Origin of the sequence: Lewinella sp. JB7, from assembly GCF_024297185.1 — a bacterium.
Lineage (GTDB): Bacteria > Bacteroidota > Bacteroidia > Chitinophagales > Saprospiraceae > Neolewinella.
The window spans coordinates 845,402-872,014 of sequence record NZ_JANCTD010000001.1 but is presented as its reverse complement, the minus strand read 5'-3'; the positions used below and the strand labels follow the sequence as shown (position 1 = coordinate 872,014).

Sequence of the window (26,613 nt, the reverse complement as noted above, 5' to 3'; positions counted from 1 at the left end):
CCCCATGCTTTCCTGCCGCGGCACCCGCAAAGCCACCCAGCCCCTACGCCCCGACTTCGCCCTCTTCGACCGGGCAATGGAAAATCCTTACAGCTCAGACCAACCGGACGGCGCCATCACCCTCTGCATCGCCGAGAACCTGCTGCAGTGGGACGTTTTGCGGGAGAAACTGCAGGACATTGCCGCAAGCCGTCCGTGGCCGGAATGGATCGCCGCCTACGCTCCCCTGGGCGGTCACCCCGATTTCCGGACGGCCGTCGCGCGCTTCGTGGGCAAGCACATCGCGCGGCGGGAACTTAAGCCGGATAATTTCTGTGCATCCGCGGGGGCTACGGCGGTCATCGAACTTACGGCACTAGCCTTGGGAGATCCCGGCGACTGCGCCGTCTTCCCCGCCCCCGCTTACCAGGCTTACCTGCCGGACATCAACAGCAAGGCCGGACTGGAACGCTACGACATCACCACCTATATTAATCCGGGCGACGGGCAATTTCACCCCCTCTCCGTCGCGGATCTGGACGCTGCCCGGGCGGAACTCGGTGGTGCCTTTCGCCTGCTCGTACTGACCCAACCCGACAACCCTACCGGAGCGGTATACTCCGCCAGACAGTTGGAAGCCATTACCGACTGGTGCATCGATCACCGGGTACATTTGGTCGTGAACGAGATCTATGCCCTGAGTCAGTTTCTGCCGGAGGCGGTCCGCAACAATGCTCCCTTCACCTCCTTTCTTCCGCTGCTGGAACGTCGCGACAGCCCCTACCTCCACTGGTGGTACTCCTTCAGCAAAGACTTCGGAATTTCCGGATTCCGGGTAGGACTGCTGTATACCCGCAACGGCGACTTACGCAGTGCCTACGCTAACTTCAACGCCCCCCACCAGATCAGCAACCTTACGCAGTGGCTGCTGGCGGAGGTGCTCAACGACGACAGCTGGGTCACCGCTTACCAAAAAAACAATCAGCTACTGCTCACGGAGGCATACACCACCGTCACGGATGCTTTAGACGGGATCGGCGTACCCTACGCGCCGGCGCGGGGGAGCCTGTTCGTCTGGGCGGATTTCTCCCGCTTCCTTTCCCGGCCTACCACCGGAGAGGCCGAAGTCCTCTGGAACGACATCTTCGAGCGTACGGGCGTACTGCTGACCGCGCCGGGGGGACTGGGTCAGCCCACGGCCGGTTGGTACCGCATCGTGTATAGCTGCGTTCGCCCGGAGGCGCTTAAGGAGGCTATGCGCCGGATCACCGCGTACTTCGCTTAGCCAGCTACGGTTACGGCGGCGGCCAGGGCGGCTTCCAGATCCTTAACGAGGTCTTCGGCATCCTCCACCCCTACGCTGAGTCGGATGAGGCTATCGGTAAGGCCTACGCTGAGTCGCTGCTCCCGGGGGATGCTGGCGTGGGTCATCGAGGCCGGGTGCCCGATGAGGCTTTCCACTCCGCCCAGGCTCTCCGCCAGGGTGAAGTAGCGGGTATTCTTCATCACCTCCGTGGCGGCTTCCATGGTGTCTTCCTTCAGGTCGAAACTGACCATGCCGCCGAAGTCGCGCATCTGCCGCGCCGCCACTTCGTGCCGGGGGTGATCGGCCAGGCCGGGGTAGTATACGTTGGCGACCAGATCGTTATTCTGGAGCACTTCCACGATGCGGCGGGCATTCTCGCAGGCCCGCTGTACCCGTAGGTGGAGAGTCTTGATGCCGCGCAGGACGAGGAAGCAGTCCTGGGGACCGGGCACGGCACCCACCGCGTTCTGGAGGTAATAGAGGCGCTTGGCCAGTTCTTCGTTGCGGGTCACTACGGCGCCCATCACCACGTCGCTATGGCCGCCGAGGTACTTCGTCGCGCTGTGCAGCACGAGATCGGCCCCCAGTTCCAGAGGCTGTTGGAGGTAGGGACTGGCGAAGGTATTGTCGACGCAGGTCAGCACCTTGCGTTCCCGGGCCAGGGCGGTGAGCTCCGCGATGTCGACGATGTTGAGCATCGGGTTGGTGGGCGTCTCGATCCACAGCAGCTTGGTTTCGGGGCGGATCTGTTCGGCCAGGGCGGCGGCGTCGCGCATGTCGACGAACCGGCTCTTGATGCCGAAAGTGCCCAGGACGGCGGTCAGGAGTCGGTAACTGCCGCCGTAAAGGTCGTCGCTCGCCAGGATCTCGTCACCGGGCTGAAACAGTCGGATGATCGCGTCCATTGCCGATAGTCCGCTGCTGAAGCAAATGCCGTGTTCCCCCCCTTCGATCGCGGCCAGGTTCTGCTGCAGAGCGGTGCGGGTTGGGTTACCGGTGCGGGCGTACTCGAACCCCTTATGCACGCCGGGGGCCGACTGGGCGTAGGTCGAGGTTTGGTAAATGGGGGTCATTACCGCTCCCGTTTGGGGGTCGGGCTGGAGGCCTCCGTGGATGCACTGGGTACCAAAGTTGGCGTTGCGATCGGCTTTCATACGTTCGGGTTTAGGTCGGATAACGTCGCGCGGGGGGCGGGAGTTGTGGCGGGGCCGCGGGTGCGGTGTTCTACGGAAAAAGCAAGCAAGCACGGTAGGGGTTCCGCGCATTTTCCGATCTTCCGACAATGAATCGAAGCCTTTTGCTCCTGGCCGTGATCTGCTCACTTCACGGTTGCCGGAATACCGCCGATGAAACCGTAACGGGCGACTGGGCCGACTATCTGGGCGACCCCGCTACCACTCAGTACAGCGGTCTCAGCCAGATCGACACGGCCAACGTCGCGCAACTGGAGGTGGCCTGGTCCTACGCTTCCGGCGACCGCGACAGCCTCCACCGCAGCCAGATCCAGTGCAACCCGCTTATCGTGGACGGAGTGCTGTACGGCACCAACCCCCAACTGAAGGCTTTCGCCCTCGACGCGGCGACGGGGGCCGAACGGTGGACCTTCGACCCGGCCGTATTCAGTAAGGATCTCTTCGGCATGGGCACCAATCGCGGCCTGAGCTACTGGACCGACGGCGACCGGAGCCAGATCTACTACCCCGCCGGCCCCTACCTGTACGCCCTGGACGCGGCGACCGGGCAGGCTGTCACCACCTTCGGGGACAAGGGTCGCGTGGACCTCCATACCGGACTGGGTGATGCGGCCCGGGATATGTTCGTCATTTCGACCAGTCCGGGCATCATCTTCGAAGACCTGATCATCATGGGCGGCCGGGTAAGTGAAGACATCGGGGCGGCACCGGGTCACATTCGCGCTTTCGACATCCACACCGGCGAACTGGTCTGGATCTTCCGGACCCTCCCCGACGACGCCGTGGGCGGAGCCAACGCCTGGGCGGGCCTGAGCCTGGATGAGGAGCGGGGCTATGTCTACGTCCCCACCGGTTCGGCCTCCTACGATTTTTACGGCGGCAACCGGCCGGGCGACAACCTCTACGCCAACTGCGTACTCGCCCTCGATGCCCGCACCGGCGAAAAGATCTGGCACTACCAGACCGTGCACCACGACCTCTGGGACCGCGATCACCCGGCCACGCCGGTCCTGGTGACCGTGAACCACGCCGGCCAGGATCGCGATGCCGTGGCGCAGGTCACGAAGGGGGGATACCTCTTCCTTCTCGATCGCGATACCGGCGAGCCGCTCTTTCCGGTGGAGGAACGGCCCTACCCCGCTTCCGACCTGACGGGCGAGTGGACCAGTCCCACCCAGCCCATGCCCGTACTGCCGCCGCCCTTCACCCGTCAGCGGCTGACCGAGACCGACCTATATCCCTTCGACACCACCATGCGCCGGGAGGCTCAGGAATTGCTGGCCGCCTCCCGCTACGGGGGTCCCTTCATTCCCCCCAGTGAAGAGGGTACGATCATGTTTCCCGGCTTTGACGGTGGGGCGGAATGGGGCGGGGCGTCCTACTCACCGTCGGACCGGCTGTTCTTCGTCAACGCCAACGAAATGCCCTGGATGCTGAAGATGAACGCGGTCGATCAGCTCGACGGTGCCGACCCCGGACAGTCGGTGTATACGATTGCCTGTCAGGCCTGCCACGGGGCGGATCTGAAGGGTGGCGGGGTGTTTCAGAGTCCGTCCCTGCTCGGACTGTCACCCCGGCTGGATGCCCCGGCGATCACCCAGATCGTACAGCACGGGCGGGGAGCCATGCCCGCCGTCACCTGGCTGGAGGAAGCGCAGGTTACCGCCGTGGCGGAGTGGCTGCTCACCCTCGACGAAGAGGGTCCGGAGGTCGCGCACGATCGCCCGGTCGAAGCCGGGGAAAAGGTGGAGGCCGGCGGGGAGGGAAGCTGGCCCTACCCCTACATCATGGATGGTTACAAGCGGTTGCGCACCCGCGACGGCCACCCGATCACTTCGCCGCCCTACGGCACCCTCACCGCCATCGATCTCGACGCCGGCAGCATCCGCTGGCAGGTGCCGCTGGGCGAATATCCCGACCTGGTCGAGCGAGGTATCCGGAACACGGGATCGGAAAATTACGGAGGGCCGGTCGCGACGGCCGGTGGCGTGGTGTTCATCGCGGCTACCCTCGACGAAAAGATCCGGGCGTTCCGGGCCAGGGATGGTAAACTGCTCTGGGAAGCCCCCCTGCCGGCGGCGGGCTACGCCACGCCGGCGGTGTACGCGGTGGATGGCGTGCAGTACGTAGTGATCGCCTGCGGCGGGGGCAAGTTGGGTACCGATTCGGGCGACCGCTACGTGGCCTTCCGCCTTCCCGCCCGCTAGTCCGCTGGCCCCGGCACGGGGCGCCGAAAGAAGGAAAATCCGCCACGCTGGTAAAGCAGTTCGGCGTCCGGCACGTCACGGCGGGCCCGGTCCGTGAGGCGCAGCGGACTGGAAAAATAGACCGGGTGACGGATAGGCCCGTAAAAAGCTTGCTCCCGGGTAATTCCCCCCAGCTCCTGCGTCCCCGCCCCGTAGAAAAGCGGGGTGTACGACTTGTACCGGCAGGTTTCCAACAGCACGTCGCGGCCGGCGAGCCCCCGGTAAAACTCCACGGCGGCCCCCTGGGTGTACTGCTGAATGCGGGGCGCGAAGACCGGCAGAGCGAGCAGGCAGAATACGCCCATCGCGAGTAAGTGCAGGGTTGCCCGACCGGAAACGGGAAGGTGTAAGTGCCCATCCAGCACCAGCAGGGCGACCACGACCACCGCGGGTAGGACGGCGTACCACGGCCAGGTTACGGGCATTTCCAGGCGGGATCGTAATTCGGGATCGGTGATCAGGGGCAACCAGTGCTCCATCGTCCAACCGGCCACGGCGGCCAGCAGGGTGGCGGTGAGGTAGATCGCCCAGACCGAACGGAGTCCGAACAGTAAGCGAGGGGGGAAGATCGCCTGCGGTCCGACCGCGACCGTCCACCGGGCAGCCAACCAGGTGAGGGGAAAGTAGCAGAGACTCGAGTAATGAACGATCTTTGTACTTACGATCGAGAACAGTATGAGGGTGACCCAGAACAGCACCCGCATGCCGCGGTCCGTAGCCGAAGCGAAACGGCCACTTCCGAAGAGCGCCGGCAGGGCGAAAAAGGACGCCGGAAAACACCCGATGAGCAGGACCACCACGTGGTAGCCAAAGAACCCGCCGTGCCCCGCGTCTTCCTGGGTAAACAGACGCCACTGGTAGGCGAAAAAAGCCCGGACGAATCCCCCGTCGGCCTGCCACATCGCCAGGAGCCAGATCGCGGCCGGTAAAAGTGAGAGCAGTCCGATCGAGGCGTAGGCCAGCACGTTTTGTCTCCGTCCGCGCAGCAGGTACCAGCCGGCGACGAGGCCCACGATCAGTCCGGCTACGGGACCCTTCGTGAGGATGGCCAGGCCGAGGAAGAACCCGCTCCGCAGCACCGTGGGAGTGGTTAACCGGCCGGCCGGAAACAGGGCCGCCACGGCCAGGAGAATGAAGAGGTTGAACCAGGGGTCGATAATGCCCGAGCGGAAGTAGAGGGAGGGCAGTAGGCTGCCGGCGTAGAAGGCCGCCCACCAGTAGCCTACGCCGCGCCGGTGGCCGTAATACCCGAGGAAGGCCAGGGTGAGGGCGCCACACAGGATATTGGGCAGGCGGGCGGCGAACTCCCCCACGCCGAGGGCGCGAAAGGCCGCCCACTGCATCCAGGGAAAGAGCGGGGGTTTCTCGTAGAAGGGGAGGAAGTCGATGGTTGGTTGGAGTAGGTTGCCGGTCCGGACCATCTCCCGGGCGATCTCGGCAAAGTTGATTTCGTCCCAGTCGAAGAGGTCGAGGCGGCCCAGTCCCCAGCTCCACAGCAGGCAGGTCAGGAGGAGGGCGCCCAGGGCCGGCCAGATTTCCTTACCACTATTCACGGAGCTATGCGTTAGGTAGGTAAAGTTACCGCCTCGCCTATGATCCGCGTTCTCGTGCTGCTGCTCTTCCTCTCCGGCTGCTACGCCGACGAAGTCAACCCCGCCACGCGGCCGGAGCCCTTCTTCGATCTGGCCGGCTACATCGACGCCCAGGTGGACAGCCTTACGGAGCTGCGGCCTACCGTGTCCAAGACCATTGTCCTTAACGGCACTACGGAAACCAAAGAGATGCGCGATCTCAACTTCGCCAACGACCTGCGGGTATTCCGCAACGCCGACATCAACAAGCCCGCTTACCTGGATAAGTACCGGCTCGACCGGCATGAATCCGGCGACACCCTTATCCAGACGTATACCGCGACCGACAGTACCCTCGAAACCCGCGAACTGGTGGTGTATACGGTAAGTCAGCGGCCGGAGCGAATTTCGATCCTACGGCGGACGGGCACCGTGCTCTCCGACGGGCTGCACCGACTGGACTATGATCCCGGAGCGGGCTACCGCATGCGTACCGAGCAGACCAATCGTTTCGGTAAGGATCTCGACGCGGTCATTACCGTAGGGTGGTAAAAAAATGAGGCAGTGCCACCACAGCACCACCTCAGCCCTAACCAAATAAAACCAAATTATTCTAAGTCACGCTAACGGCCTTTCGGCTTTGCGTTGATTCAAATATAGGAACTTATTGTAACAAAGTTCATAACCTAAACGCGAAAATGCGTGAGGAATTAAATTTTGGCATTTCTCGCTATCGTATAAATATCGTGTGGAGCCGGACATTTTTGGGCAAATTTTAGATTGTCTAAGCAACGAATTTGCTGTTTGCTTCCCTGCGTTTCCGCAGGATTGTCGGCTTGACGAATATGAATAAAATAATATTTGGTGATACCCGAATTATTCGTTTCATGCTTCCAAATGGGAGATGATGGTCTATGCTTTGCTTACGGGGCCAATCTTCGCCTTTAGCATTCGGTCATTTTTTGGGATCGTAAAACAGCCGGTATTTTTGCGCACGCTTGCGTACCTCTAACTTCCCCCCATGCTACCACCCGACCGCATCAAGCTGCACGAATACTACTTCCGTCCCTTCCTGAGTCAGGCGGTCATTCAGGAGCGGGTCACCGAGTTGGGCAATGAACTGAATGCGCGGCTGGCCGCCGGAAACCCGAGTTTCGTCATTATGCTGAAGGGGGCCTTCATATTCGCGGCCGACCTGCTACGGGCCAGCCGCCTGGGTGGGGAAGTTTCCTTCGTGCGTACCAGCAGTTACGTCGGTACGGAAACCGGCGGGGAGGTTAAACTGCTGCTTCCTCCGGAAGAATCATTGGTCCGGGATAAGGACGTCGTGCTCGTGGAAGACATTGTCGATAGCGGGCTGACCATGCAGGCCTTTCTGCCGAAGCTACGGGAACTGGGTCCACGCTCCGTGACCCTGGTCACCTTGCTCCACAAACCGGAGGCGCAGCGTGCGGATATTCCCGTAGACCTGGTGGGATTCACCATTCCCCCTAAATTCGTAGTGGGCTACGGTCTGGACTACGACGGACTGGGACGTCACCTGCCTGCCCTCTACCAACTCGAAGAAACGTACTAATCACCGCATGCTCCACTTACGTCCCATCACACCCGCCGACAATGCCGCCGTGGCCCGCGTCGTGCGAACCGTCATGCCCGAATTCGGCTGTGTCGGCGCAGGATATTCCATCAACGATCCCGAACTGGAGGATATGTACGCCGCCTACGCGCAGCCCCGGTCGGCCTTTTTCGTACTGACCGAAGCTTCCCCCGCGGCCGGGGTGGTGGGCGTCGGTGGGTACGCCCCGCTTGCCGGTGGCGACGGTACGGTGTGTGAGTTGCGTAAGATGTACCTGTTGCCCGCGGCCCGGGGGAAGGGCGGGGGGAAGCTTCTCCTGGAACGGTGCTTAGCCGGCGCCCGTGCGGATGGTTTCGCGAGTATGTATCTGGAAACGGTGGCCTCCATGGTCACGGCGGCGCGGGTATACGAGAAGTACGGATTCGAGCCGCTGCCCGCCCCCCTGGGAAGCACCGGTCACGGCAGTTGCGACCGTTTCATGATCAAATCTTTTCGGTGAGGTACTTCCAGTAGCGCTTGGGAACGTGCTGCAGGTGGAGTTTGAGGTTCTTCCGCTCCGGAATATCGACGGCCCGGAAGTACGTCTGCCAGAGTTCCTGGTAGTCGGTTTCGCCGGCCTCCAGTACATCGGCAGACAGACTACGCAGGCGGCAGTCCTGTTGAGCATCTAGGGTAATGAATTCCGCCCGTTTGGTCGAGCTGTTCCAGTAGAGCCCGTAATGGCGACCGGTGTCGTAAATCAGCCACTCCATCGCCGGATACCGGGCCGCGAAGTGATCCCCGATCAGGGGCAGACAATTGAAGTCCGGATTGACCAGGGACACGTACATACCGTCGGCGGTCTGCTGAAAGCGGACAAAGGCGTGCATCCGGTGCACTTCTCTTCCCATCTGCTGCTTGAGCCGGAGTATCCGCCGGATACGCTCGTCGCCGGCATCCTTGCTGATGTCCAGGCCGTGCACGGCCATCTGACGCTGAACGAAGTAAAGGATCAACCGCTCCACCTCGGGTTGCTCCGTCAGGTAGACGTGCCGCAGCAGTTCGACGATCCGATCGTTACCGCTCCTTTTTTTGAGTCCGGCCATAACGCGGGCGGCGTGTTCCGGTTGGGTGTCGACGTAGGTTGCCGCCGCGAAGAGTTGTTGCTGGTACCGATCTTCGGCGACGATGTCGGTCACCTCCGCCTTTAAGCGGTAGGCTTCGAAAATGGCCGACAGGAGGCCGGAAAAAGTACCGTCGTACGTAAAGATCACCCCAGCAACTGTTCGAGAGCCTGACTCAGTTCCGGATAGGCGAAGCGATAACCGGCCCCTTCGATCTTGGCCGCCGAACAGCGGGTGCTGTCCAGGACGGTATGGCTCATTTCCCCCATCGCCAGTTCCAGCGCGGCGGCCGGTGCCGGCACCACCAGGGCGGATTTGTGGAGGGCGGGACCCAGCGACTGGGCGAAGGCCCGGCTGCGGACCGGGTTGGGGGCGGTTCCGTTATACACCCCCGTAAGTTGGTTTGCGATAGCGTAGGCGTAGATGCCCACCAGATCCTCGATGTGTATCCAGCTGAAGAACTGCCGACCGTTGCCGAAGTAGGTCGAGGTGCGCAACTTCAGGGGAAGCAGCATCTTTTCGAGGGCCCCGGCTTCGGGGTGCAACACGATGCCCGTGCGGTTGATGAATACCGGTACGCCCAGTCGGGCTACTTCTTCTACGGAGTCCTCCCACAGTACGCAACTGTGGCTGAGAAATCCGTTGCCGGGGGCTGCCGCTTCGTCCAGAATCTCTTCTCCCCGGTCGCCGTAGTAGCCGATGGCGCTGGCCGAGAGGTACAGTTTAGGCGTGACGCCGAGGCGTGCCAGCGTCGTGGCCAGGAGCCGCGTGGAGTCCGTGCGGCTCGCGATGATCACCTGCTTGCGTTCGGCCGTCCAGCGCTCGTCGGCGATGCCCGCCCCTGCCAGATTGATCACGTAATCGATGCCGTCGAAGGCCGCCGCGTCGATGACCCCCGTTTGGATGTCCCAGATAAATGTCGGGAACTCCGCGTCCGGGCGGGCGCTGCGACTCAGGTGCCGCACTTCGTAGCCCGCGCTGCGCAACTTACGCGATAGATGCATGCCGACAAATCCACTTCCCCCGCCGATGAGTACCGTCTGCATACTCATCAGGCGTTGGCGGGCACGAACTCGTAGTAGTAGGGATCATCGCCGTCCTCTTCGTAGGCCAGGGCCAGTTCGCGGTTCTGCATTTCCACGAAAAAGACTTCCCAGCTTACGGGGTTGAGGTCGAAGTCGTCGTCGTTGTCAATTTCGTCGAAGTGAATGCGCAGCGGCTGGCTGTTGTAGCCGTCCTCCACCTGATCGACGATGGCCGGAAGCCCGTTGCGTGCGTTAGCAAAGGCCCGAATGAGGTTGTGGTCAATAGTTTTTATCGTCTTTGCCATGCTGGTGGAGGTTGTTTCCTCCTTTTAACCGCCCACCAACCGGTAAATGTTTATTCGCTCCGCCCCTGGTCAACGCGCGGGAGTGTGGCGTCGACGGGCAAAATGCTACCTTGTTCCGGAGCCGCCCCCGCGCCCCGCGGCACTTTCTCACCCCCTGTCCACGCTTCGTATGGCCGAACAACTCGGATTTCTTACTCTTCTCCCCCCCGTTATTGCCATTATACTGGCTATCCTGACCCGGCAGGTCTTTATTTCCCTCCTGGTCGGCATCTTTCTCGGCTACGTGATCCTGGCGGGGGGCAACCCGTGGCTGGGTTTCCTGGATACCCTGCAGGGCCTGGTGGACGTCTTCGCCGATGCCGGCAATACCCGGACAATCATGTTCTGCGCGCTCGTGGGGGCGCTCATCGTGTTCATGCAGCGGAGCGGGGGCGTTAATGGCTTCATCGCCAGTATCGATCGTCGCCTGCGCGCCTACGAAGAACGTAGGGACGGTTCCAGCCGCATCGTCGTGCAGTTGTTGGCCTGGCTGACCGGACTGCTGGTCTTCGTGGAGTCAAGCATCAGCGTACTTACCGTCGGCACCCTCTACCGTCCGATCTTCGACAAGCTCGGTCTCAGTCGCGAAAAGCTAGCCTACATCGCCGACTCCTCCTCGGCCCCCAGTTCCATCCTCATTCCCTTCAACGGTTGGGGCGCGTTCATCATGACGCTGCTGGCCGCGGAGGGTTTCGCCAATCCCTTCGGCACCATGCTCCGGGCGTTGGGCTATAACTTCTACGCCTTCGCCGCACTGGTGCTCGTGCCCATCGTGGTACTCACCGGAGTGGAGTGGGGTCCCATGAAAAAGGCCGAACAACGGGCCCGGTCCGGTAAATTCCTGAACGAGGGTGCCCAGCCGGTGGTCGACGAATCCCTCACCAGCGTGGAAGCTAAGGAGGGCATCCGGCCCCGGGCATTCAACATGGTGGTGCCCATCGTGGTCATGGTCATCTGCATGCCGTTCATGTTGGCCTATACGGGCTGGGCCGATGCGCGGGAAATTCTGGGCGGGAACGCGGGAGCCGACGTATCAACGGGAGCCATGATCTTTCAGTCCATTGGCAGCGGAAGTGGGTCTACGGCGGTCCTTACGGCGGTGACCATCTCCATACTGGTATCGATGGTCATCTACAAGGCTCAGGGCATCTTCGGCATTCGCGAATCGGTGGACCTGGTGCTAAAGGGCATCGCCGGACTCATCCCCCTGGCCCTCCTCATGTTGCTGGCCTTTGCCATCGGCGCGCTCTGTAAGCAGTTGGAGACCGGCATCTACGTTTCGGAGCTTGCCCGGGGGTGGCTCTCTCCGGGTCTGGTGCCCTTCCTCGTGTTCGTGGTCACTTGCTTCATTGCCTTCAGCACGGGGACCAGCTGGGGCACCTTCGCGATCATGATCCCGATTGCCGTTCCCATGGCCCGGGAGATGGACGCGAACGTTCTCATGGCCATCGCGGCGGTACTGGGCGGGGGCGTCTTCGGCGACCATTGCTCTCCAATATCGGACACCACCATCCTTTCGAGCCTGGCTTCCGCTACCGACCACATCGACCACGTCAAGACGCAGTTGCCGTATGCGGGCCTGGCCGGGGGGGTGGCGGCTGCCCTGTATCTGATCCTGGGTTTGGTGTGATAGCGGTTGGACCGCTATAGCCGTTGGACGGTGTCGCACCGTCCAACGGGGTCAGCCCAGGAAGGCCAGCAATTCGCGGAGTTTTTCCTCCGGCATCACCTTCGGAAATTTAGTTTTTCCGCCCCTCTCCTTGGTCCGTTTCGGGAATGCGTACTGGCGATCCACGGGCCCCACCCGGATCCGGGTGACACCGGTCCGACCGCTATAGCCGTCGGACCGCTATAGCCGTTGGACGGTGTCGCACCGTCCAACGGGGTCAGCCCAGGAAGGCCAGCAATTCGCGGAGTTTTTCCTCCGGCATCACCTTCGGAAACTTGATCTGCCCACCCTTCTTCTTCGTCTGTTCCAGGAAAGCGTACAGGCGATCCGCCGATTCCACCCGTACCCGGATGTCCTTCAGCGCCTTCTTACGGGCGACGGCATAGTTCTTGTTGACTTCCTGCAGGTGAGCGTCGAGTTCCTGCTTAGCGGTTTCCGCGTCAAGCTCACCGGATTCCAGTCCGAGCACCCACTGGTGCACATACTCACCATCCTCTTCTCGCTTCAATGCCCCGACGGTAAATTCCTTGACCGTAGCGCCGGTTTTTTCGTTCAGCACCCCGATCGCTTTATTCAGCTTCTCCTCGGAGAGTTGACTGCCGACCACGTTCAGGAAGTACTTCGTGCGACCGGTAATCACGATCTCCATCTTCTCCTTATCCACGAACTTGATGGTGTCACCAATCATGTAGCGCCAGGCACCGGCGGGGGTGGACACGAGCAGCGCGTAGTCCACATTCTCCTCTACGTCCCGAAAATCCAGCACCAGCGGTTTTTTAAGCATGGTGCCTGTCTCGTCAAAGCCCCGTTCGTCGTGGGGGATGAACTCGAAATACATACCGTGGTCCAGGGCCAGTTCCATGGCCATAGTGCCCGGGCGGGCGTTGAAGGCGAAAAAGCCCTCGCTGGCCAGATAGGTATCCATGATGGTGATCGGATGGTCCAGCAAAGCCTCGAAGGTCTGCCTATAGGGCTCGAAGGCTACGCCGCCCGTGGTGTAGATCGACAGATTAGGCCAGATCTCATGGATGTTCTTCAGCTTATTGTGCTCGATGACTTTGCGCAGCATCATCACCATCCAGGAGGGAATTCCGGCTAGGGCACCTACATCCCACTTCGGCGCCTCCTCGGCAATGCGCTGTACCCGTTCGTCCCAGTCGGCAATTTGGGCGATCTCCAAACCAGGCTTGTACACCCCCTCCATAAATTCGGGCAGGTTGCTCACGTTGATTCCGCTGATCTCTCCCTCCAGCCAGCCATCTTTCTCGTTCAGGTCCGCCGAGCTGGTCAGCATCAGAATGTCCTTTTCGAAGAGTTCGGCCGGCAGATCAAAATTGGCCAGACACTCGGCCTGGGCCCGCCCTACCCGCTGGGTACATTCCAGCATTTCGTCGGTCACCGGAATTCGCTTACTCTTCTTGCCGGTCGTGCCGCTGCTTAGGGCAAAGAACCCGGGACGCCCGGGCCAGGTAATGTCGGGATCGTGGCGTTGCTTCTTCCACCACTCCTCGTTCATGGTGTGATAGTCGAAAATGGGCACCTCCTTGCGGTAAGTTTCCCGAATGTCCTCGGCGTCGAGAATACGCGCGAAATTGTAGTACTTCCCGAAGGCGGTGTCCTTTGCCGTTTCCAGGAGATTCCGCAGTTGATCTTCCTGGGCGGTGGCCGGATCGTTCGGTTCGTGGGGTAAGAGGGTATGCTTGGTCTGAATTAACGCTTTGATCACGTGTCCGTAGAAGGCCATAAAGGAGGGGGTATAAACTGTCAGGATATTCCCACCAAACACCCCCCGATCACGGGTGTTCGCAGCGTACAGCCGAGCTCATACCCTCAGATCGGTCGTTAGCCGCCCCGCAAGCCGCCCTTAGATAAACAGTCTCCGCACCACCACTCGCAGCCCTACCTGGTAATAGTTGCGATTGGCAATCGTGGTGGCGTCCGGTCGCAGGTTACCGTTCAGAAAAAACTGGAAGGTGGGCTGGAAGCGAATGGCCCAGTCGTTCGACAACTTGCGGTCGTAGCCTATACCCGTCGTAAGGGAGGTGATCAGGGGCCGGTAGTCTATGTCGTCGTTGGACAGTACTTCCGGGTCGGAGGCAGCCCCGTTGGTGAAGGTGGTCCGTTCCGTACGGGTGCCCAGATGATACTGCACGGCAACTCCGAGTACGAAGAGCACCCGATCGTCCTCCGTCACGTCCTGGTAGAAGTTTAGGTCGAAGGGAATGGCCAGGTAATGCGCGGCTATTTCATCGCTAAAGGTATTGCTCCCGCCCGCCGCGGCCTGTTCCAACGTGGCGTATCCCGCCCGGGTGTACCGTAGCCCGGTAGTGTACCCGATCCGGTCGATGCGCGACTCATACAGCAGCCCGATGCCGTAGCCGAATCCGCCGTGTTCCAAGCTATCCAGCCGTTCGAGTTGGGAAAAGGTAGCGCTATTGGTGCCGGATATTCGGCTTTCGCTGAGCTGCGGACTCAGCTCCAACCCAAAACTCCGTTCCAGCGTCTGAGCGGAAAGACTCCAGGAGAAAAGAACGAACAGCGCGGCAAGCCATTTTTGCATCGTCACTTTTTCTTCCTACAACCGAAGCGGGCCGTGACAAATTGCGACGTCCTACGTCTGGAAGAAGCTAAAAATGGTCTTTCCGTACTTGCGGACTTCCGTACACCGGTCGTCGCCGGTAAAATCGTGGTGGGGATTATGCTCGAGTACGAAGAGTCCCTCCGGCGCGATCAATCCCGCACCGAATACCAGATCCGGCAGTTCGGGTATATTCGGCAATGGATAGGGCGGACCGGCGAAGATGTAGTCGTATGGCTCACTCACGGGTCGTTCCAGAAATTTGAACACGTCCAGACGGAAGATCTGGATGCAGTCTTCCACGCCCAAAGTCGCTACGGTTTTCTTGACGAAGGCAACCGCCGGTGGATGCTTATCTACGTAAGTCACGTCGCAGCAGCCTCGGGAGATAAACTCGTAATCGTGACTGCCCGTCCCGCCGAACAGATCGAGCACCCGCAGATCTTCGAAGTACAGCCGGTTATTGAGGAGATTGAACAATCCTTCCTTCGCATAGTCGGTCGTCGGACGGGTAGGCCAGTTATCCGCGGGCGGACTAAAGCGACGCCCTTTAAACTTTCCGGAGATGATGCGCATGGTAGGTGGTTTTGGCGGTCTAACCCAGACAAAGCAAATCGAAGTAAAGATGAGCCGGAAGCTTCGCTAACTCCGGGGGCGTCGCCGGAGGAGCCGCGTATTCACTAAAGCGAATATCCTCCACGTACTGATAGACCTGACTATACAGCTCCCCCTCGGTGGTTACTTCCCCGCAGAGGTATAAGGGGATGCGATCCGGCGTCCAGCTGCACTGATCGTAGGCCAGCAGCAGAAAGTAAATACCGTCCTGCGCACTTCCGTAGGTGAAGGTATTGTAGAATTCAAGCGCGCCGTTGTGGTGCCCGGCCACGAATAGCCGCTGCCCCCGCACCGCACAGGATATGGCCTGGTGCCCGAGACGCCGCGACCGGGCCGCCCAGGCGGTTAGCAAGCTTCCCGCGAAATGCTGGCTGCCCCCGGTACTCAGCCGCCGCTCGGCCGCGGCCAGGTGATCGCGGCGCGCGGAATAGATGAGTTCGGTATTGAGCTCGTGCAGGGGCTCATGACGCACTTCGTCCTCCAGACCGACCACGGTCAGTTGTTCCAGGTACGTGCGGCAGTGCGCTTCGTTGAAGAGGGGAGCGGGCACGAGATCCAGTACGGGAGTGTCCCACGCCAGGGTGACCTTGCCGTAGCGGGTGCCGTTGAGCTTTCCGTCGGCGGCCACCAGTCGGTCGAAGGCCGCGGCCCAGTCCCGCCGCTCCTCTCCGCTGAAGGCATAGGAGCGGTAAGCTACGAGTCTGTTCTCGTTACGATCCCGGATGATATACGCAAAACTGTCCATCCCCGTAAGGATGGACAGTTCGTAATCTTGCGTGCGGTCCGTGCGGAACGCCGCCGAGGTTATATCGTAATTGCTTATTCCCAATTCCCGGACAGGCTGGGTTTGCTCAGATCGCCAAATTTAAGGGGAGCGTTGGGGTCGTACCGCTGGTCGTAGCGCTTAAACCGCTCGTCGGCGAAGCGATCCATGAATTCCTTACGGGCGATGCCCACCTGTACCACGGGCACTTTGGTCGACTGGTAGTCGATCGTGTCGGCGGCAATGTCAAATACCTTGTTATCGGTGAAGGGAACGTACTCCAGCCGGTCCAGGTCGATGCCCAGGGCATTAACGCTGTCGATGGCAGGCGAATACAGGGTATCGTAGGCACTGGTGGGGTCGAAATCGGGATCATCCGGATCACCAACGATGCGGACTTCCATAAAATCCTCGTTGCGGAGGACCTGCTTGAGGGTATCGAAATTGGGGGCAAACATGCCGGTAATATCACGGTACATCTCCTGCGTGGTCCGGATCACCTTTAACTGGTCCGCCACGGCATCCTCCCTTACGGCGCGCTCGTCGGCGAAGGTGATGGGTTCCTCAATACTGCGGTACAGCAGGAAGGCCAGGACGAAGGCCAGAACCAGAAAGGCCAGACTAAATAATTTACGCATCGTGAGCAGTTAATTTGTGCAAGTATAAAACATTTTCCTTTGGACCCCGAAACGGCCGGGGATAAATATACGTTTCCCTCCACGCATTCCGTTAGCCCGAATTGCCACCATAGGATGCACCGCCGCCGGCTTTTGGTGCGGGGCCACCCCGCTTTCTTTTATCTCCCCTACTTTTGCTCGCCCTTATGCCCACCATCCTCGCCATCGAGTCCAGTTGTGATGATACCTCCGCCGCGGTCGTGCGCGACGGGCGGGTCCTGAGCAACGTCACGGCCGCCCAGGAGATTCACGTCGAATACGGGGGCGTCGTCCCGGAATTCGCCAGCCGGGCCCACCAACGCAACATCGTACCTACCGTTGAAGTCGCCCTGCGGCGCGCATCCGTCAGCGCGGATCAGGTGGACGCAGTGGCCTTCACCCGCGGGCCGGGACTGATCGGCTCCCTTATGGTCGGGGTAAGTTTCGCCAAGGCCTTCGCCCTGGCCCGGAATATTCCGCTCATCGAAGTTGACCATATGCAGGCCCACGTGCTGGCCCACTTCGCCGAAGATCCCAAACCGGAATTTCCCTTTCTGTGCATGACGGTTTCCGGCGGACACACCCAACTGGTCGTCGTCCGCTCCCCGCTGGAGCAGGAGATCATCGGTCGTACCATCGACGATGCCGCCGGCGAAGCCTTCGATAAATCCGGTAAACTTCTCGGTCTACCCTACCCCGCCGGCCCCGAACTCGATCGCCTGGCCGGTCTGGGTACCCCTACCCTCAGTTTCGCCCAACCCGATCCGGGAGCGCTCGACTTCAGCTTTAGTGGCCTCAAAACGAGTATCCTGTACACCCTCCAGAAGAAGGTAAAGGAGGACCCCGACTACGTCCGTAATCACCTAAACGACATCTGCGCCGCCGTCCAGGATGCCATCGTCACCACCCTGATGAATAAATTGATCGCCGCCGCCGAGCAAACCGGACTCCACCAGGTCGCACTGGCCGGAGGCGTCTCGGCCAACGGAGAATTACGCCGCCGCCTCGCGGAGGAAGGGCGCGCCCGGGGCTGGCAGACCTTCGTGCCCCGCCCCGAATACTGTACCGATAACGCCGCCATGATCGGCGTCACCGCCACCTTCAAGTACGAACTCGGATACTTCGCCGACCAGTCCGTGGCCCCCGCCGCCCGCTTTTAATCCTAACTCCCCACTACGGGAAGAGGAAAGACTGCTTTATAAAATTTGTTAGTTTAGTCTAACTTATTTACTTTTGTGCATCGAACTGCGTTGGTTCGGCCAAAGCGCGGCGCTATGAACTACCTATTATTCTTCCTCGCTATTACCGGAAGCTGCATCCTTTCCGCCCAGACGGGGAATCTGGGGGGCGTGGTGCAGTCGGACCACCAGGGCTTACCCTTCGCGACGGTACGTTTACCGGACCTCGATCGCGGACAAATCGCCGACGCCGACGGTCAGTTTCTGCTAACCGACATTCCCACGGGCATCCACCGGTTGGAGGTGCGCATGATCGGCTACTCTCCCTACCGGGGGGAGGTGGAGGTGACGGCGGGCATTTCGACGAACCTGGAGATCGAACTGGCGGAGAATATGTCGGCCCTCAATGAAGTGGTGGTCACCGCTACCCGTACCGCCAAGCGACGCCTGGACGCCCCCGTCATCGTCAGTCTGGTAGACCGCAAACAACTCGATCGTACCGCGGCCATGACCCTCTCTGACGGACTCAGCTTCCAGCCCGGCTTACGGGTCGAGACGGATTGCCAGACCTGCAACTACACCCAGCTGCGCATGAACGGTCTGCAGGGCGGTTATTCCCAGATATTGATCAACGGCCGTCCGATATTCAGCCCCCTCACCGGACTCTACGGTATGGAGCAGATCCCCGTCAACATGATCGAGCGCATCGAGGTCGTGCGGGGGGGCGTTTCGGCCCTGTACGGATCCAGCGCCATCGGGGGTACGGTCAACGTAATTACGCGGGTGCCCGTCCGCAACGATTACAGTCTTTCGGGCACCTTTCAGTCGATCGATGGACGTACGAACGACCGCATCCTTTCCGGCAACGCCACGGTCGTTAATAGCGGCGGGAACGCGGGAGCCAACGTTTTCGTAAACCAACGAAATCGGGAAACCTACGACGCTAACGGCGATAACTTTTCAGAGCTGCCGGCACTGAAGAACTCGGCGGTGGGCACCAATCTGTTCTACCTCCCCACCGAAAACCAGAAGCTGGAAGCTAGCCTGAGCTATTTACACGAGTACCGCTACGGCGGCGAAATGGTGGATCGCCCCGCTCACCTCACCCGCCAGGCCGAGGAACGGACGCACCGGGTTATGATGGGCAGCCTCGACTACCGGGTCGATTTCAACGATGATCGCAATGCATTGATTTTGTACTACGGCGGACAGCGCACCGCGCGCGATCACTACACCGGCATTCAACCCGACACGGAAGATGAGCTACGCGATTTTCGCGCTACCCCACCCTACGGCACCTCCGTCGTCACCACCCACCAGGGAGGGCTGCAATTCAATAACGGATTTCCTGACTTCCTGGGGGGCAAGGCCGTACTTACCCTCGGCGCCGAGTACGTGTACGACGATGTTTTCGACGAAATTCCGGCGTACAACTACCTCATTGATCAGACCACCACTAATCTCGGCGTGTTCCTGCAGCATGACTGGGACATCAGTCCCCGGCTCGCCCTGCTGGCGGGCTTCCGGATAGATAAGCACCGGATGGTCGACCACGCTATCTGGAGCCCGCGCCTGTCGGCCCTCTATAAAGCCGGTGAAACCACTCAGTTCCGGCTGGGCTGGGGTACCGGGTTCCGGGCACCGCAGGCCTTCGACACGGATCTGCACATTGCCTTCGCCGGCGGGGGCGTATCGCGCATCTCCCTGGCCGAAGAGCTCCGGGAAGAGCGCTCCCACAGTTATACGGCTTCGGTGAATTACGATCGGGCGACGGAGCACTTCATCGCCGGCTTCACCCTCGAAGGATTCTACACCCGGCTGCGGGATGCCTTCTACCAGTTCCCGCTCGGTCGGGATGCCTTCGGCGAACGATTCGAAAAACGAAACGGCGCGGGTGCCACGGTGCGGGGAATCAGCCTCGAAACCCGGGCGAATTTCGATTACCTGGTCCAGATCGATGCCGGCTACACCGTTCAATCCAGTCGCTTCGACGAGGCGGTGGAAAACATCGCCGGTCTCCCGGCCCGCCGCGCATTCCTACGCACTCCCAATCAGTACGGCTACGCCACGCTGACTTACACCCCGACGGCCGACTGGAGCCTTTCGGCCAATCTCGTCCATACCGGAACCATGCAGCTGGTACACTTCGCCGGGGAGGGCACCGGACAGTCTACTGACGAATACTTCGACTCCCCCACCTTTACCGATCTAGGGCTGCGCCTAGCGCGGACTTTCCGGGCCGAACGCCGGGGAGCCGGTCTGGAAGTCTTCGGCGGGGTGAAGAACCTATTCGACGCCTACCAACAAAACTTCGATACCGGTAAGAATCGCGACAGCAACTTTATTTACGGACCGGGCCTGCCGCGCACCCTGTACGTCGGGCTGCGGCTCAAATCCCTGTAAGATGGCCCGCCGGTTATCCCTACTATTTGCTATTCTCATGGGCGTGGTCATCCACTCCGCGAACCTCACCGCGCAGACCGCAGAACCAGCCGTACGCTGGCTCGACTTCCCGGCCCTCGAACTTGCCCTCGCGGAAGAAGCCCGGCCGGTGCTGGTGGATTTTTACGCCGATTGGTGTGCGGCCTGCCTGCGAATGGACAAAAGGGCCTACCGCGATCCCCGGGTCGTGCGGCTCCTGAACGAGCGCTACTACGCCGTACGAATGAACGTCGAATCTCCCGATACCATCGTATTCGGCGGTCGGATGTACGTGAACGAACGCCTCGGGCGGGTAAATCCCGTCCACCAGATCCCCCTGCTCCTGGCCGGACGGCAGGACAAACCCTTCTCCCTGCCCGCCATTGTTCTCTTCGACGATGAGTTCACCGCTACGGATCGCTATTTTCAGTACCTGAGCACCGATCAATTACTAAAAATTCTGAGCCCCTAGGCGGGTGGTCGATCCTTCCAGCCGGCCTTAATGCCGAGTACCGCCGCACTGCCGACAGCTACCAGATAAACCGGATAGATCAACTGTACCGGCAGGTACCATCGCATCAACTCTTCGTGACCGTAGTGCCGGCACACGGATCGCAACAGGACGAAATCGACAAGCCCCTTCAAGGACCAGGCGGTGATGCCGGCCAGTAGAAAGACTGGAGAGAATAGTCCGACGACCAACGCCCCGACAATCCCCAGCGAGGTAAGGAAGGCCAGGACCTGCGCCAGATTAAGGGCCGGACTGGTATAATTGCCGGCTTTCCCCGCCCACCGGAGGCGCTGCCACCAGAGTGCCCGCCAACCCCGCACCGGGGCGGTCGTGACCAGTCCGGCGGGGTCCGTTACGACCGCGATCTTTAGTGACTCGTCGTGCGCGAACTTGTGCAACAGCAAAACATCGTCCCCCGACGGCAGGTGATCGACCCCCGCGTAGCCCCCCACCCGTTCGAAGGCTGCGCGGCGAAAGGCGAAGTGCGCTCCGTTCGCCAGGGCGGGGGAATCGGCCGCGATCGTAGCGGCCGTGAAGAGTTGAAAACCCGCCAGGTCCAGGGCCTGAAAGGCGGTACCCAGGTCGTAAACGGGAGATACGAACACCGGCCCTAACACGACATCGCTACCCTGGCCGAAGGCACGTCCCAATAGGGTCAGTGTCTCGCGCGGCCAGCGACAATCGGCGTCCGTAGTGACGATCACTTCGGCGGTGGTCCGCGAGATTCCCATGCCCAGTGCGGCCTTCTTGAAGGCAACGGTCCCGGGGGAAGGTGGATCGTCGGCCAGCCGAAGGAGAGTTAGCTTTTCGTGGGAAAACAGGGCACCTGCGGCCCCGCCGTCGGTAGAAAAGTCGTCCACCAGAATGATCTCGAAGCGATCGGGGGGATAGTCTTGCGCCAGCAAATCCTTGACCAGATCGGGCAGGCGGGCGGCTTCATTACGGAAGGGCACGACGATGGCCACGGTGGGCAGGGGTGGCGGGACGGCTTGCGGGGTTGCCGAAGAGGTCCGTAGCCAGCACGCATAGTTGTAGTACTGCCAGCAAACGTAGGCCAGGGAAATCAGGAGCGGGACGGCCGCTAACCAGGGCAAAACTTACTTAAAGTATTCGTCGTACCCGGGTTCGTCGCGGCGGCGGGGTTGGGGCGGCGGCGGGGGCGGCAACTCCTCGTAGTGGGTATCCAGATCGACCGGCTTGTCGGGGAGTTCCTCGTAGTCGACCCACTGTCCGTTCCGGCGAACGTCGGCTTCCCGGCGGGCTTCCCGGACCTTTTTCTTGAACAGGGCCATGCCCAGAAAGTACAGAAAGACGAAAGGATAAAAGATGATCGTGAGGGCCGAGGCGACCAGGCCGTAAATGGCGTTGCGCTTAAACAGGCCCTGCAGTGCCCGGAAAAAACCCAGCACCACCTTGTAATCGATGATGAGAGCGGCGATCAGGATCAACCAGGAAAACTTATAGAGCAGAGAAACCACCCAGCCGACAATGGAGAACATGACGTACAGGACCACCAACGAAATGATGATGCCGCCGATCGTGGCCAGGGGAGAACGTTCGAAGGGGGAGCGGAAAGATGCCATACGGGGTAAACAGTCCATTTGCTTGTGGGGTTGGCCCGGCAGCGTTTGGGGTAGGCCAATTTCGTCGGATACCGTCGTTTCATCGGCAAACGGCACCCCCCGCCGGGCGATGGTCGGGGAATCGCGGGCGGAATCCGTAAATTCGTGAGATGAAGTGTACCGCCGTCCTATCGCTGCTGTTTTCCCTTACGCTGTGCGCACAGACGACCGCGACCCTAACCGCCGAAGTGAACGGTTGCGAGCGCGCCCCCCAACTGTATGCCTTTACGGGATTCGGCTTCGAGGTCGTGGCTTCGCTGACGGGAGAGGAGGGCCGCTACCGCCTGGAGCTCCCGGTGACGGAACCCGTCTTTCGTTACCTGGGCGACTCCCCCGGCAACGCCCTGCCCGTTATCCTGTCCGCCGGCGATACCCTGACCATATCGGGTGACTGCCAGCAACTGCGGCAGGCCTCCGTGCATGGCAGTCCGGTCAATACCGCATACGCCGAACTTAAGACGACCTTCGACCGGCATAATGAACTGTACTCCACACTGGTCCAGGACATCGAAGTGATCCGCAACGAACGGGTCAATCAGGAGGGAAGGGTGGCCATGGGCGAACTCGACGAAGAGAAACGGCAACTGGTCGCGGAGCTCAAGCAAAGCTTCCCTATTCTCGGACGGATCGCCAGCCTGAACACTTACCTAAGCCATTATTCGGCCGAACCAGGGGCTTACCCCAGTCAGCTCGACCACTACCTCGCTACCTATTTCCAGTTCGTCGACTATGACGACCGGGGGTTTGACGATCTGGCCTGGACCTACGAAGGTTACCGCAACTTTACGGGTAACATCCTGCAGATTATCCCCGCGGATCAGCTGGCGGACGTGCTGCTGGAACAGACCGGTCGCTTCCCCGCCGCGAGCCGGGCCCGCTTCCTCTCCCGTAGCGGTGCTCTGGCCGCCCTGCTGCCCAAACAACACCCGGCTGCCCTGCGGATCGCCGATAGCGTGATCAAGGAGTATGCGGACACCTACCCCGGACCGGTCGCGCAACTGCGTCAGCAGTCGGCTGCCCTGCCGAGTTTTGCCATCGGTGAGCCGGCCCCTCTATTCACCGCCGAATCCCCCGAGGGAGAGCCCATCAGTCTGGAAAGTCTGCGCGGCAAGGTCGTACTGCTCGATTTTTGGGCCAGCTGGTGCGGCCCCTGCCGTCGGGAAAACCCCAACGTCGTGCGGATGTACAATAAGTACAAGGATCTGGGCTTCGAGATTTTGGGCGTGAGCCTCGACGATCGGAAAGACCGGTGGGAAGCGGCGATCGCCGCGGACAAGCTGTCCTGGCTGCACGTTTCCGACTTGCGCGGATGGCAGAGCGAGTACGGTCGACTGTACGGCGTAACGAGTATTCCCCAGACCGTCCTGCTCGACCGGGACGGCAACATCTTAGCCCGTAACCTGCGCGGTGCGGACCTGGAGCGTAAGGTCGCCGAAGTCCTTACGGGCAAGTAAAACCCGGCCAGCAATTAACTTTGTGCGGATGAAGACTTTTAAATCACGGCTGTGGGTCGTACTTACCGTCATCGTGATTTCGGTGGGCCTGGATCAGTGGACGAAGTATCTGGCGACCGTCCACCTGCAGGGGGAGCCCGACCAGTTTTTTTTCGGAAACGTTCTGCGGCTTACGCACGTGCACAACACCGGGGCCTTCCTAAGCATCGGTTCGGGACTGAACGATTTCTGGCGTCCCCTGCTGCTCAATCTCTTTCCGGCCCTGCTGTTAGTGGCTCTACTGTACTACATTTTCCGGGAGAAACTGCTCAACCGCTGGCAAGTAGTAGCCCTGGCCCTGATCGTGGGCGGTGGGCTGAGTAATATCGTGGACCGCCTGCTGTACGGTCACGTAGTGGATATGCTGCACCTCAAAGCTTTCGGTCTGCAAACCGGCATCTTCAACGTCGCCGATATGGCCATCATGGCCGGTATGTTCATCATGTTGCCCTTCGCTCTGCGCCCCCAGAAGACCGAAGTAGTACACGCTCCGGAGGAAGAGACCTCCTCGCTATAGGAAATCGATGTTGCGGCGCAGTCCGCTGAACTTGGTCCGTTTGACGGCCGACTTGCGGAACACGCGCCGGAACACCTCTTCCGTCATTTCCCGCCACTCCCGTTCGCCCATTCCCGGCAGTTCCGGGTGGGGCGCGAAGGCGGGTTCCTCGTGGGGTTGGCTAAAGCGGTTCCAGGGGCATACCTCCTGACAAATATCACAGCCGAAGGCCCACCCTTCCATCCGACCGGCAAACTCTTCCGGAATCGCTTCCCGCAACTCGATCGTGAGGTAACTGATGCACTTGCTGCTGTCGACGATGTAGCCTTCCGGGCTGATGGCCTCCGTGGGGCAGGCATCGATACAGCGGGTACACGTGCCGCAGTGGTCGCGGATGCGGCTATCGGGGGCGGGATCAAGATCGGAGATCAGCTCGGCCAGAAAGAAGTAGCTGCCGGCTTTAGGATTGAGTAAGAGGGTGTTTTTACCCGTCCATCCGGTACCGGCCCGGGCGGCCCAGTCGCGCTCCAGTACGGGGGCGCTGTCAACGAACACGCGCCCGTCGATGGGGGCGCCCAACTGTTCCTCCAACCGGTCCACCAACTCACGTAGTTTGCCGCGCACCACCCGGTGGTAATCTTCCCCGTACGCGTAGCGGGCCAGTTTCGGGGCTTCCCGGCTGGGGGTATCGTCCTCCGGAAAGTAATTATAGAGCAGGGAGACGACGGAGCGGGCACCGGGCACCAGCTTGGTCGGGTCTACGCGTTTGTCAAAGTGGTTTTCCATCCACCGCATGGTGCCGTGGTGGCCGGCATTGAGCCAGGCTTCCAGGCGTCGCTCTTCGGGTTCCATACGTTCCGCGCGCGCGATGCCCACGTAGGCGAACCCGAGTGCGCGGGCCGTTTGCTTGATGTGAGTAGCGAGTTGGGTAGGATTCATGGCAAATGCAAAACGGCCGCCCCCGGGATGGGGAGCGGCCGTTAAGTTAGCGGGATTTCAGCCGCCTAGAAGTCGTTGATGGAGCGACCGGTGAACGACATGACGTTGCGGAAGCCAATGTAGGACTTCGTGGTGTCCTGGTATTCGTAGGTGCGGGTGCCGTTCTGGAGGTAGAAGCTGATGTCCTTCCAGCTACCGCCGCGGATGACCTTGCGCTTGTAGGAGATCGGGTCGTCGTCCTTCGCGTTGTAGCGGATGTCGGGGTTGAAGTCGTGAATGAAGCTGGTAGCGTTCTCCTGGAAGGCCGTGATGGTCCATTCGGCGACGTTGCCGGCCATATTGTACAGGCCGTAATCGTTGGGGTAGTAGGCGTCGACGGGGACGGTGTAGGAACCGCCGTCGTCGGCGTAATTACCGCGACCGGGTTTGAAGTTGGCCAGCAGACATCCCTTGCTGTTGCGGGCGTAGGGACCGCCCCAGGGGAAGGGAGCATTTTCCTTACCGCCGCGGGCGGCGTACTCGAACTCGTACTCCGTGGGGAGGCGGAAGTTCTCGATGAGGGCTTCCTCGTTGTAGGTGTTCCAGAGGGTCGTGCGCCAGAAACTAAAGGCGCGGGCCATGTGCCAGTCGATACCGACGACCGGGTAGTTGTCATAGGCCGGGTGGCTGAAGTATACCCGGGCCATGGGTTCGTTGTAGGCGTAGGCAAAGTCGCGTACCCAAACGAGCGTGTCGGGGTAGACGTTGACCGTTTTTTCGGTGATGTAGTCGGTGATGCCCTGTCCGTCCACGCCGCGGGGGCGGGCCATGGCGGCCTCCGTCCAGTCTACTTCGGAGTAGGTGTACTCGTAAAGGTTGGTGTTGACCTGCTTTTTGCCGGCGTAGTACTCTTCGAGGTAGAGTTCGGAGAGCGTCTCGTCGGTGTAGTCGATGGGGAGCTCCCAGTCGATGTTACCGTTTTCGTCGACGTCGCCGAGCAGTACGTGGGCGATGGAGTCCCGTACCCAGTTCATGAACTGGCGGTATTCGTTGTTGGAGATCTCCGTATCGTCCATGTAGAATCCGTTGATGGTGACGGATTTGGGACGTTGAATGAAGGTGCCCGTGATGTCCTGGTCGTTGTTGCCGATGTGGACGGTACCCGCCGGAACGTAGACCATCCCGTAGGGCTGGACGCCTTTCCAGGTGGGGCGATCGAGATCGCCGACGAGCTCGCCGGTTTCCCTACTACCGCCGCAACTGGACAGCGCAATGGCCAGTACGGAGACGGCGAAGAGTGTTTGTAGAACAGTTTTCATACGCGAGACCGGAATTGTCCTCTGAATTTTC

25 protein-coding genes are annotated in these 26,613 nt (G+C 60.6%); 11 read left to right on the top strand and 14 right to left on the bottom strand.

Translation table 11 applies throughout. The features are described from left to right. Positions 1 to 4 precede the first annotated feature (4 nt). Entirely contained in the window at positions 5 to 1,264 is a 1,260-nt protein-coding gene (locus NMA52_RS03225; protein ID WP_254826199.1) for an aminotransferase class I/II-fold pyridoxal phosphate-dependent enzyme, read from the top strand. Here NMA52_RS03225 and NMA52_RS03220 read toward each other — a convergent pair. After that, positions 1,261 to 2,439 carry a cystathionine gamma-synthase gene (locus tag NMA52_RS03220; RefSeq protein WP_254826198.1) on the bottom strand — a complete coding sequence of 393 codons (1,179 nt, stop codon included), beginning with the start codon at positions 2,437 to 2,439 and terminating at the stop codon, positions 1,261 to 1,263. The two genes, NMA52_RS03225 and NMA52_RS03220, sit on opposite strands and share 4 nt — an antisense overlap. 128 nt (positions 2,440 to 2,567) lie before the next feature. On the opposite strand from NMA52_RS03220, the gene NMA52_RS03215 reads away from it, so the two are divergent. Then, positions 2,568 to 4,685 (top strand): PQQ-binding-like beta-propeller repeat protein, encoded by a 2,118-nt coding sequence (locus NMA52_RS03215; RefSeq protein WP_254826197.1) that lies wholly within the window; start codon positions 2,568 to 2,570, stop codon positions 4,683 to 4,685. On the opposite strand, the gene NMA52_RS03210 is transcribed toward NMA52_RS03215, so the two are convergent. After that, positions 4,682 to 6,277 (bottom strand): glycosyltransferase family 39 protein, encoded by a 1,596-nt coding sequence (locus NMA52_RS03210; RefSeq protein WP_254826196.1) that lies wholly within the window; start codon positions 6,275 to 6,277, stop codon positions 4,682 to 4,684. The two genes, NMA52_RS03215 and NMA52_RS03210, sit on opposite strands and share 4 nt — an antisense overlap. Positions 6,278 to 6,316: 39 nt before the next feature. Here NMA52_RS03210 and NMA52_RS03205 point away from each other — a divergent pair, with 39 nt between their 5' ends. The 3 genes from NMA52_RS03205 (at position 6,317) to NMA52_RS03195 (ending at position 8,370) form a co-directional block, all read left to right on the top strand. Then, the gene (locus tag NMA52_RS03205; protein WP_254826195.1) at positions 6,317 to 6,847 is read left to right on the top strand and encodes a hypothetical protein; all 531 of its coding nucleotides are present in this window, start codon (positions 6,317 to 6,319) and stop codon (positions 6,845 to 6,847) included. A gap of 469 nt (positions 6,848 to 7,316) precedes the next feature. Continuing rightward, positions 7,317 to 7,871: a phosphoribosyltransferase gene (locus tag NMA52_RS03200; RefSeq protein WP_254826194.1), complete on the top strand. Its 555-nt coding sequence runs from the start codon at positions 7,317 to 7,319 to the stop codon at positions 7,869 to 7,871. Positions 7,872 to 7,878: 7 nt separating this feature from the next. After that, a complete protein-coding gene (locus NMA52_RS03195) occupies positions 7,879 to 8,370 on the top strand; it encodes a GNAT family N-acetyltransferase (protein WP_254826193.1) in 492 nt (163 codons plus the stop codon). Here NMA52_RS03195 and NMA52_RS03190 read toward each other — a convergent pair. Genes NMA52_RS03190 through NMA52_RS03180 form a run of 3 tightly spaced genes read right to left on the bottom strand, consistent with a single transcriptional unit; the run spans position 8,354 to position 10,304 of the window. Continuing rightward, positions 8,354 to 9,124 carry a TIGR03915 family putative DNA repair protein gene (locus NMA52_RS03190; protein ID WP_254826192.1) on the bottom strand — a complete coding sequence of 257 codons (771 nt, stop codon included), beginning with the start codon at positions 9,122 to 9,124 and terminating at the stop codon, positions 8,354 to 8,356. The two genes, NMA52_RS03195 and NMA52_RS03190, sit on opposite strands and share 17 nt — an antisense overlap. Then, the gene (locus tag NMA52_RS03185; RefSeq protein WP_254826191.1) at positions 9,121 to 10,020 is read right to left on the bottom strand and encodes a TIGR01777 family oxidoreductase; all 900 of its coding nucleotides are present in this window, start codon (positions 10,018 to 10,020) and stop codon (positions 9,121 to 9,123) included. Before NMA52_RS03185 ends, NMA52_RS03190 begins: the two co-directional genes overlap by 4 nt. Positions 10,021 to 10,025: 5 nt before the next feature. Beyond that, complete coding sequence (locus NMA52_RS03180; RefSeq protein ID WP_254826190.1) at positions 10,026 to 10,304, bottom strand: hypothetical protein; 279 nt, start codon at positions 10,302 to 10,304, stop codon at positions 10,026 to 10,028. Positions 10,305 to 10,473: 169 nt separating this feature from the next. Here NMA52_RS03180 and NMA52_RS03175 point away from each other — a divergent pair, with 169 nt between their 5' ends. Next, positions 10,474 to 11,973 carry a Na+/H+ antiporter NhaC family protein gene (locus NMA52_RS03175; protein ID WP_254826189.1) on the top strand — a complete coding sequence of 500 codons (1,500 nt, stop codon included), beginning with the start codon at positions 10,474 to 10,476 and terminating at the stop codon, positions 11,971 to 11,973. A 256-nt stretch (positions 11,974 to 12,229) separates the two neighbouring features. Here NMA52_RS03175 and NMA52_RS03170 read toward each other — a convergent pair whose 3' ends face one another. From NMA52_RS03170 to NMA52_RS03150, 5 genes are all read right to left on the bottom strand, one after another. Then, positions 12,230 to 13,756 carry a GH3 auxin-responsive promoter family protein gene (locus NMA52_RS03170; RefSeq protein ID WP_254826188.1) on the bottom strand — a complete coding sequence of 509 codons (1,527 nt, stop codon included), beginning with the start codon at positions 13,754 to 13,756 and terminating at the stop codon, positions 12,230 to 12,232. A gap of 120 nt (positions 13,757 to 13,876) precedes the next feature. Further along, positions 13,877 to 14,572, bottom strand: coding sequence for an outer membrane beta-barrel protein (locus NMA52_RS03165; protein WP_254826187.1), 696 nt, complete (start codon positions 14,570 to 14,572; stop codon positions 13,877 to 13,879). 51 nt (positions 14,573 to 14,623) lie between these two features. Then, entirely contained in the window at positions 14,624 to 15,166 is a 543-nt protein-coding gene (locus NMA52_RS03160) for an RsmD family RNA methyltransferase (protein ID WP_254826186.1), read from the bottom strand. 19 nt (positions 15,167 to 15,185) lie between these two features. After that, positions 15,186 to 16,034 carry a DUF3822 family protein gene (locus tag NMA52_RS03155; RefSeq protein ID WP_256534083.1) on the bottom strand — a complete coding sequence of 283 codons (849 nt, stop codon included), beginning with the start codon at positions 16,032 to 16,034 and terminating at the stop codon, positions 15,186 to 15,188. Then, on the bottom strand, positions 16,025 to 16,606 hold the full coding sequence (locus NMA52_RS03150; RefSeq protein ID WP_254826184.1) for a hypothetical protein: 582 nt from the start codon (positions 16,604 to 16,606) through the stop codon (positions 16,025 to 16,027). Before NMA52_RS03150 ends, NMA52_RS03155 begins: the two co-directional genes overlap by 10 nt. Before the next feature lie 185 nt (positions 16,607 to 16,791). On the opposite strand from NMA52_RS03150, the gene tsaD reads away from it, so the two are divergent. From tsaD to NMA52_RS03135, 3 genes are all read left to right on the top strand, one after another. Continuing rightward, a complete protein-coding gene (gene tsaD / locus NMA52_RS03145) occupies positions 16,792 to 17,784 on the top strand; it encodes a tRNA (adenosine(37)-N6)-threonylcarbamoyltransferase complex transferase subunit TsaD (RefSeq protein WP_254826183.1) in 993 nt (330 codons plus the stop codon). Between the two features lie 114 nt (positions 17,785 to 17,898). Then, positions 17,899 to 20,205, top strand: a complete 2,307-nt coding sequence (locus NMA52_RS03140; protein WP_254826182.1) for a TonB-dependent receptor — start codon at positions 17,899 to 17,901, stop codon at positions 20,203 to 20,205. Position 20,206: 1 nt separating this feature from the next. Next, positions 20,207 to 20,695 carry a thioredoxin family protein gene (locus tag NMA52_RS03135; RefSeq protein WP_254826181.1) on the top strand — a complete coding sequence of 163 codons (489 nt, stop codon included), beginning with the start codon at positions 20,207 to 20,209 and terminating at the stop codon, positions 20,693 to 20,695. Here NMA52_RS03135 and NMA52_RS03130 read toward each other — a convergent pair. Continuing rightward, positions 20,692 to 21,828 carry a glycosyltransferase gene (locus NMA52_RS03130; protein ID WP_254826180.1) on the bottom strand — a complete coding sequence of 379 codons (1,137 nt, stop codon included), beginning with the start codon at positions 21,826 to 21,828 and terminating at the stop codon, positions 20,692 to 20,694. The genes NMA52_RS03135 and NMA52_RS03130 overlap by 4 nt on opposite strands. Positions 21,829 to 21,831: 3 nt before the next feature. After that, the gene (locus NMA52_RS03125) at positions 21,832 to 22,317 is read right to left on the bottom strand and encodes a hypothetical protein (protein WP_254826179.1); all 486 of its coding nucleotides are present in this window, start codon (positions 22,315 to 22,317) and stop codon (positions 21,832 to 21,834) included. 149 nt (positions 22,318 to 22,466) lie between these two features. Between NMA52_RS03125 and NMA52_RS03120 the strand changes: the two genes are divergently transcribed. After that, complete coding sequence (locus NMA52_RS03120) at positions 22,467 to 23,810, top strand: TlpA disulfide reductase family protein (RefSeq protein ID WP_254826178.1); 1,344 nt, start codon at positions 22,467 to 22,469, stop codon at positions 23,808 to 23,810. Positions 23,811 to 23,838: 28 nt separating this feature from the next. Beyond that, positions 23,839 to 24,366, top strand: coding sequence for a signal peptidase II (lspA, locus tag NMA52_RS03115; protein WP_254826177.1), 528 nt, complete (start codon positions 23,839 to 23,841; stop codon positions 24,364 to 24,366). Here lspA and queG read toward each other — a convergent pair. Beyond that, complete coding sequence (gene queG / locus NMA52_RS03110) at positions 24,361 to 25,284, bottom strand: tRNA epoxyqueuosine(34) reductase QueG (protein ID WP_254826176.1); 924 nt, start codon at positions 25,282 to 25,284, stop codon at positions 24,361 to 24,363. The two genes, lspA and queG, sit on opposite strands and share 6 nt — an antisense overlap. 65 nt (positions 25,285 to 25,349) lie before the next feature. Next, on the bottom strand, positions 25,350 to 26,582 hold the full coding sequence (locus tag NMA52_RS03105) for an SUMF1/EgtB/PvdO family nonheme iron enzyme (protein WP_254826175.1): 1,233 nt from the start codon (positions 26,580 to 26,582) through the stop codon (positions 25,350 to 25,352). Positions 26,583 to 26,613 lie beyond the last annotated feature (31 nt).

Excerpts from the sequence above, each read along its gene's own strand:
- NMA52_RS03225 (WP_254826199.1), top strand. The coding sequence starts at position 5 with ATGCTTTCCTGCCGCGGCACCCGCAAAGCCACCCAGCCCCTACGCCCC.
- NMA52_RS03220 (WP_254826198.1), bottom strand. The coding sequence starts at position 2,439 with ATGAAAGCCGATCGCAACGCCAACTTTGGTACCCAGTGCATCCACGGA.
- NMA52_RS03215 (WP_254826197.1), top strand. The coding sequence starts at position 2,568 with ATGAATCGAAGCCTTTTGCTCCTGGCCGTGATCTGCTCACTTCACGGT.
- NMA52_RS03205 (WP_254826195.1), top strand. The coding sequence starts at position 6,317 with ATGATCCGCGTTCTCGTGCTGCTGCTCTTCCTCTCCGGCTGCTACGCC.
- NMA52_RS03200 (WP_254826194.1), top strand. The coding sequence starts at position 7,317 with ATGCTACCACCCGACCGCATCAAGCTGCACGAATACTACTTCCGTCCC.
- NMA52_RS03195 (WP_254826193.1), top strand. The coding sequence starts at position 7,879 with ATGCTCCACTTACGTCCCATCACACCCGCCGACAATGCCGCCGTGGCC.
- NMA52_RS03185 (WP_254826191.1), bottom strand. The coding sequence starts at position 10,020 with ATGCAGACGGTACTCATCGGCGGGGGAAGTGGATTTGTCGGCATGCAT.
- NMA52_RS03180 (WP_254826190.1), bottom strand. The coding sequence starts at position 10,304 with ATGGCAAAGACGATAAAAACTATTGACCACAACCTCATTCGGGCCTTT.
- NMA52_RS03175 (WP_254826189.1), top strand. The coding sequence starts at position 10,474 with ATGGCCGAACAACTCGGATTTCTTACTCTTCTCCCCCCCGTTATTGCC.
- NMA52_RS03170 (WP_254826188.1), bottom strand. The coding sequence starts at position 13,756 with ATGGCCTTCTACGGACACGTGATCAAAGCGTTAATTCAGACCAAGCAT.
- NMA52_RS03165 (WP_254826187.1), bottom strand. The coding sequence starts at position 14,572 with ATGCAAAAATGGCTTGCCGCGCTGTTCGTTCTTTTCTCCTGGAGTCTT.
- NMA52_RS03160 (WP_254826186.1), bottom strand. The coding sequence starts at position 15,166 with ATGCGCATCATCTCCGGAAAGTTTAAAGGGCGTCGCTTTAGTCCGCCC.
- NMA52_RS03150 (WP_254826184.1), bottom strand. The coding sequence starts at position 16,606 with ATGCGTAAATTATTTAGTCTGGCCTTTCTGGTTCTGGCCTTCGTCCTG.
- tsaD (WP_254826183.1), top strand. The coding sequence starts at position 16,792 with ATGCCCACCATCCTCGCCATCGAGTCCAGTTGTGATGATACCTCCGCC.
- NMA52_RS03140 (WP_254826182.1), top strand. The coding sequence starts at position 17,899 with ATGAACTACCTATTATTCTTCCTCGCTATTACCGGAAGCTGCATCCTT.
- NMA52_RS03135 (WP_254826181.1), top strand. The coding sequence starts at position 20,207 with ATGGCCCGCCGGTTATCCCTACTATTTGCTATTCTCATGGGCGTGGTC.
- NMA52_RS03125 (WP_254826179.1), bottom strand. The coding sequence starts at position 22,317 with ATGGCATCTTTCCGCTCCCCCTTCGAACGTTCTCCCCTGGCCACGATC.
- NMA52_RS03120 (WP_254826178.1), top strand. The coding sequence starts at position 22,467 with ATGAAGTGTACCGCCGTCCTATCGCTGCTGTTTTCCCTTACGCTGTGC.
- lspA (WP_254826177.1), top strand. The coding sequence starts at position 23,839 with ATGAAGACTTTTAAATCACGGCTGTGGGTCGTACTTACCGTCATCGTG.
- queG (WP_254826176.1), bottom strand. The coding sequence starts at position 25,284 with ATGAATCCTACCCAACTCGCTACTCACATCAAGCAAACGGCCCGCGCA.
- NMA52_RS03105 (WP_254826175.1), bottom strand. The coding sequence starts at position 26,582 with ATGAAAACTGTTCTACAAACACTCTTCGCCGTCTCCGTACTGGCCATT.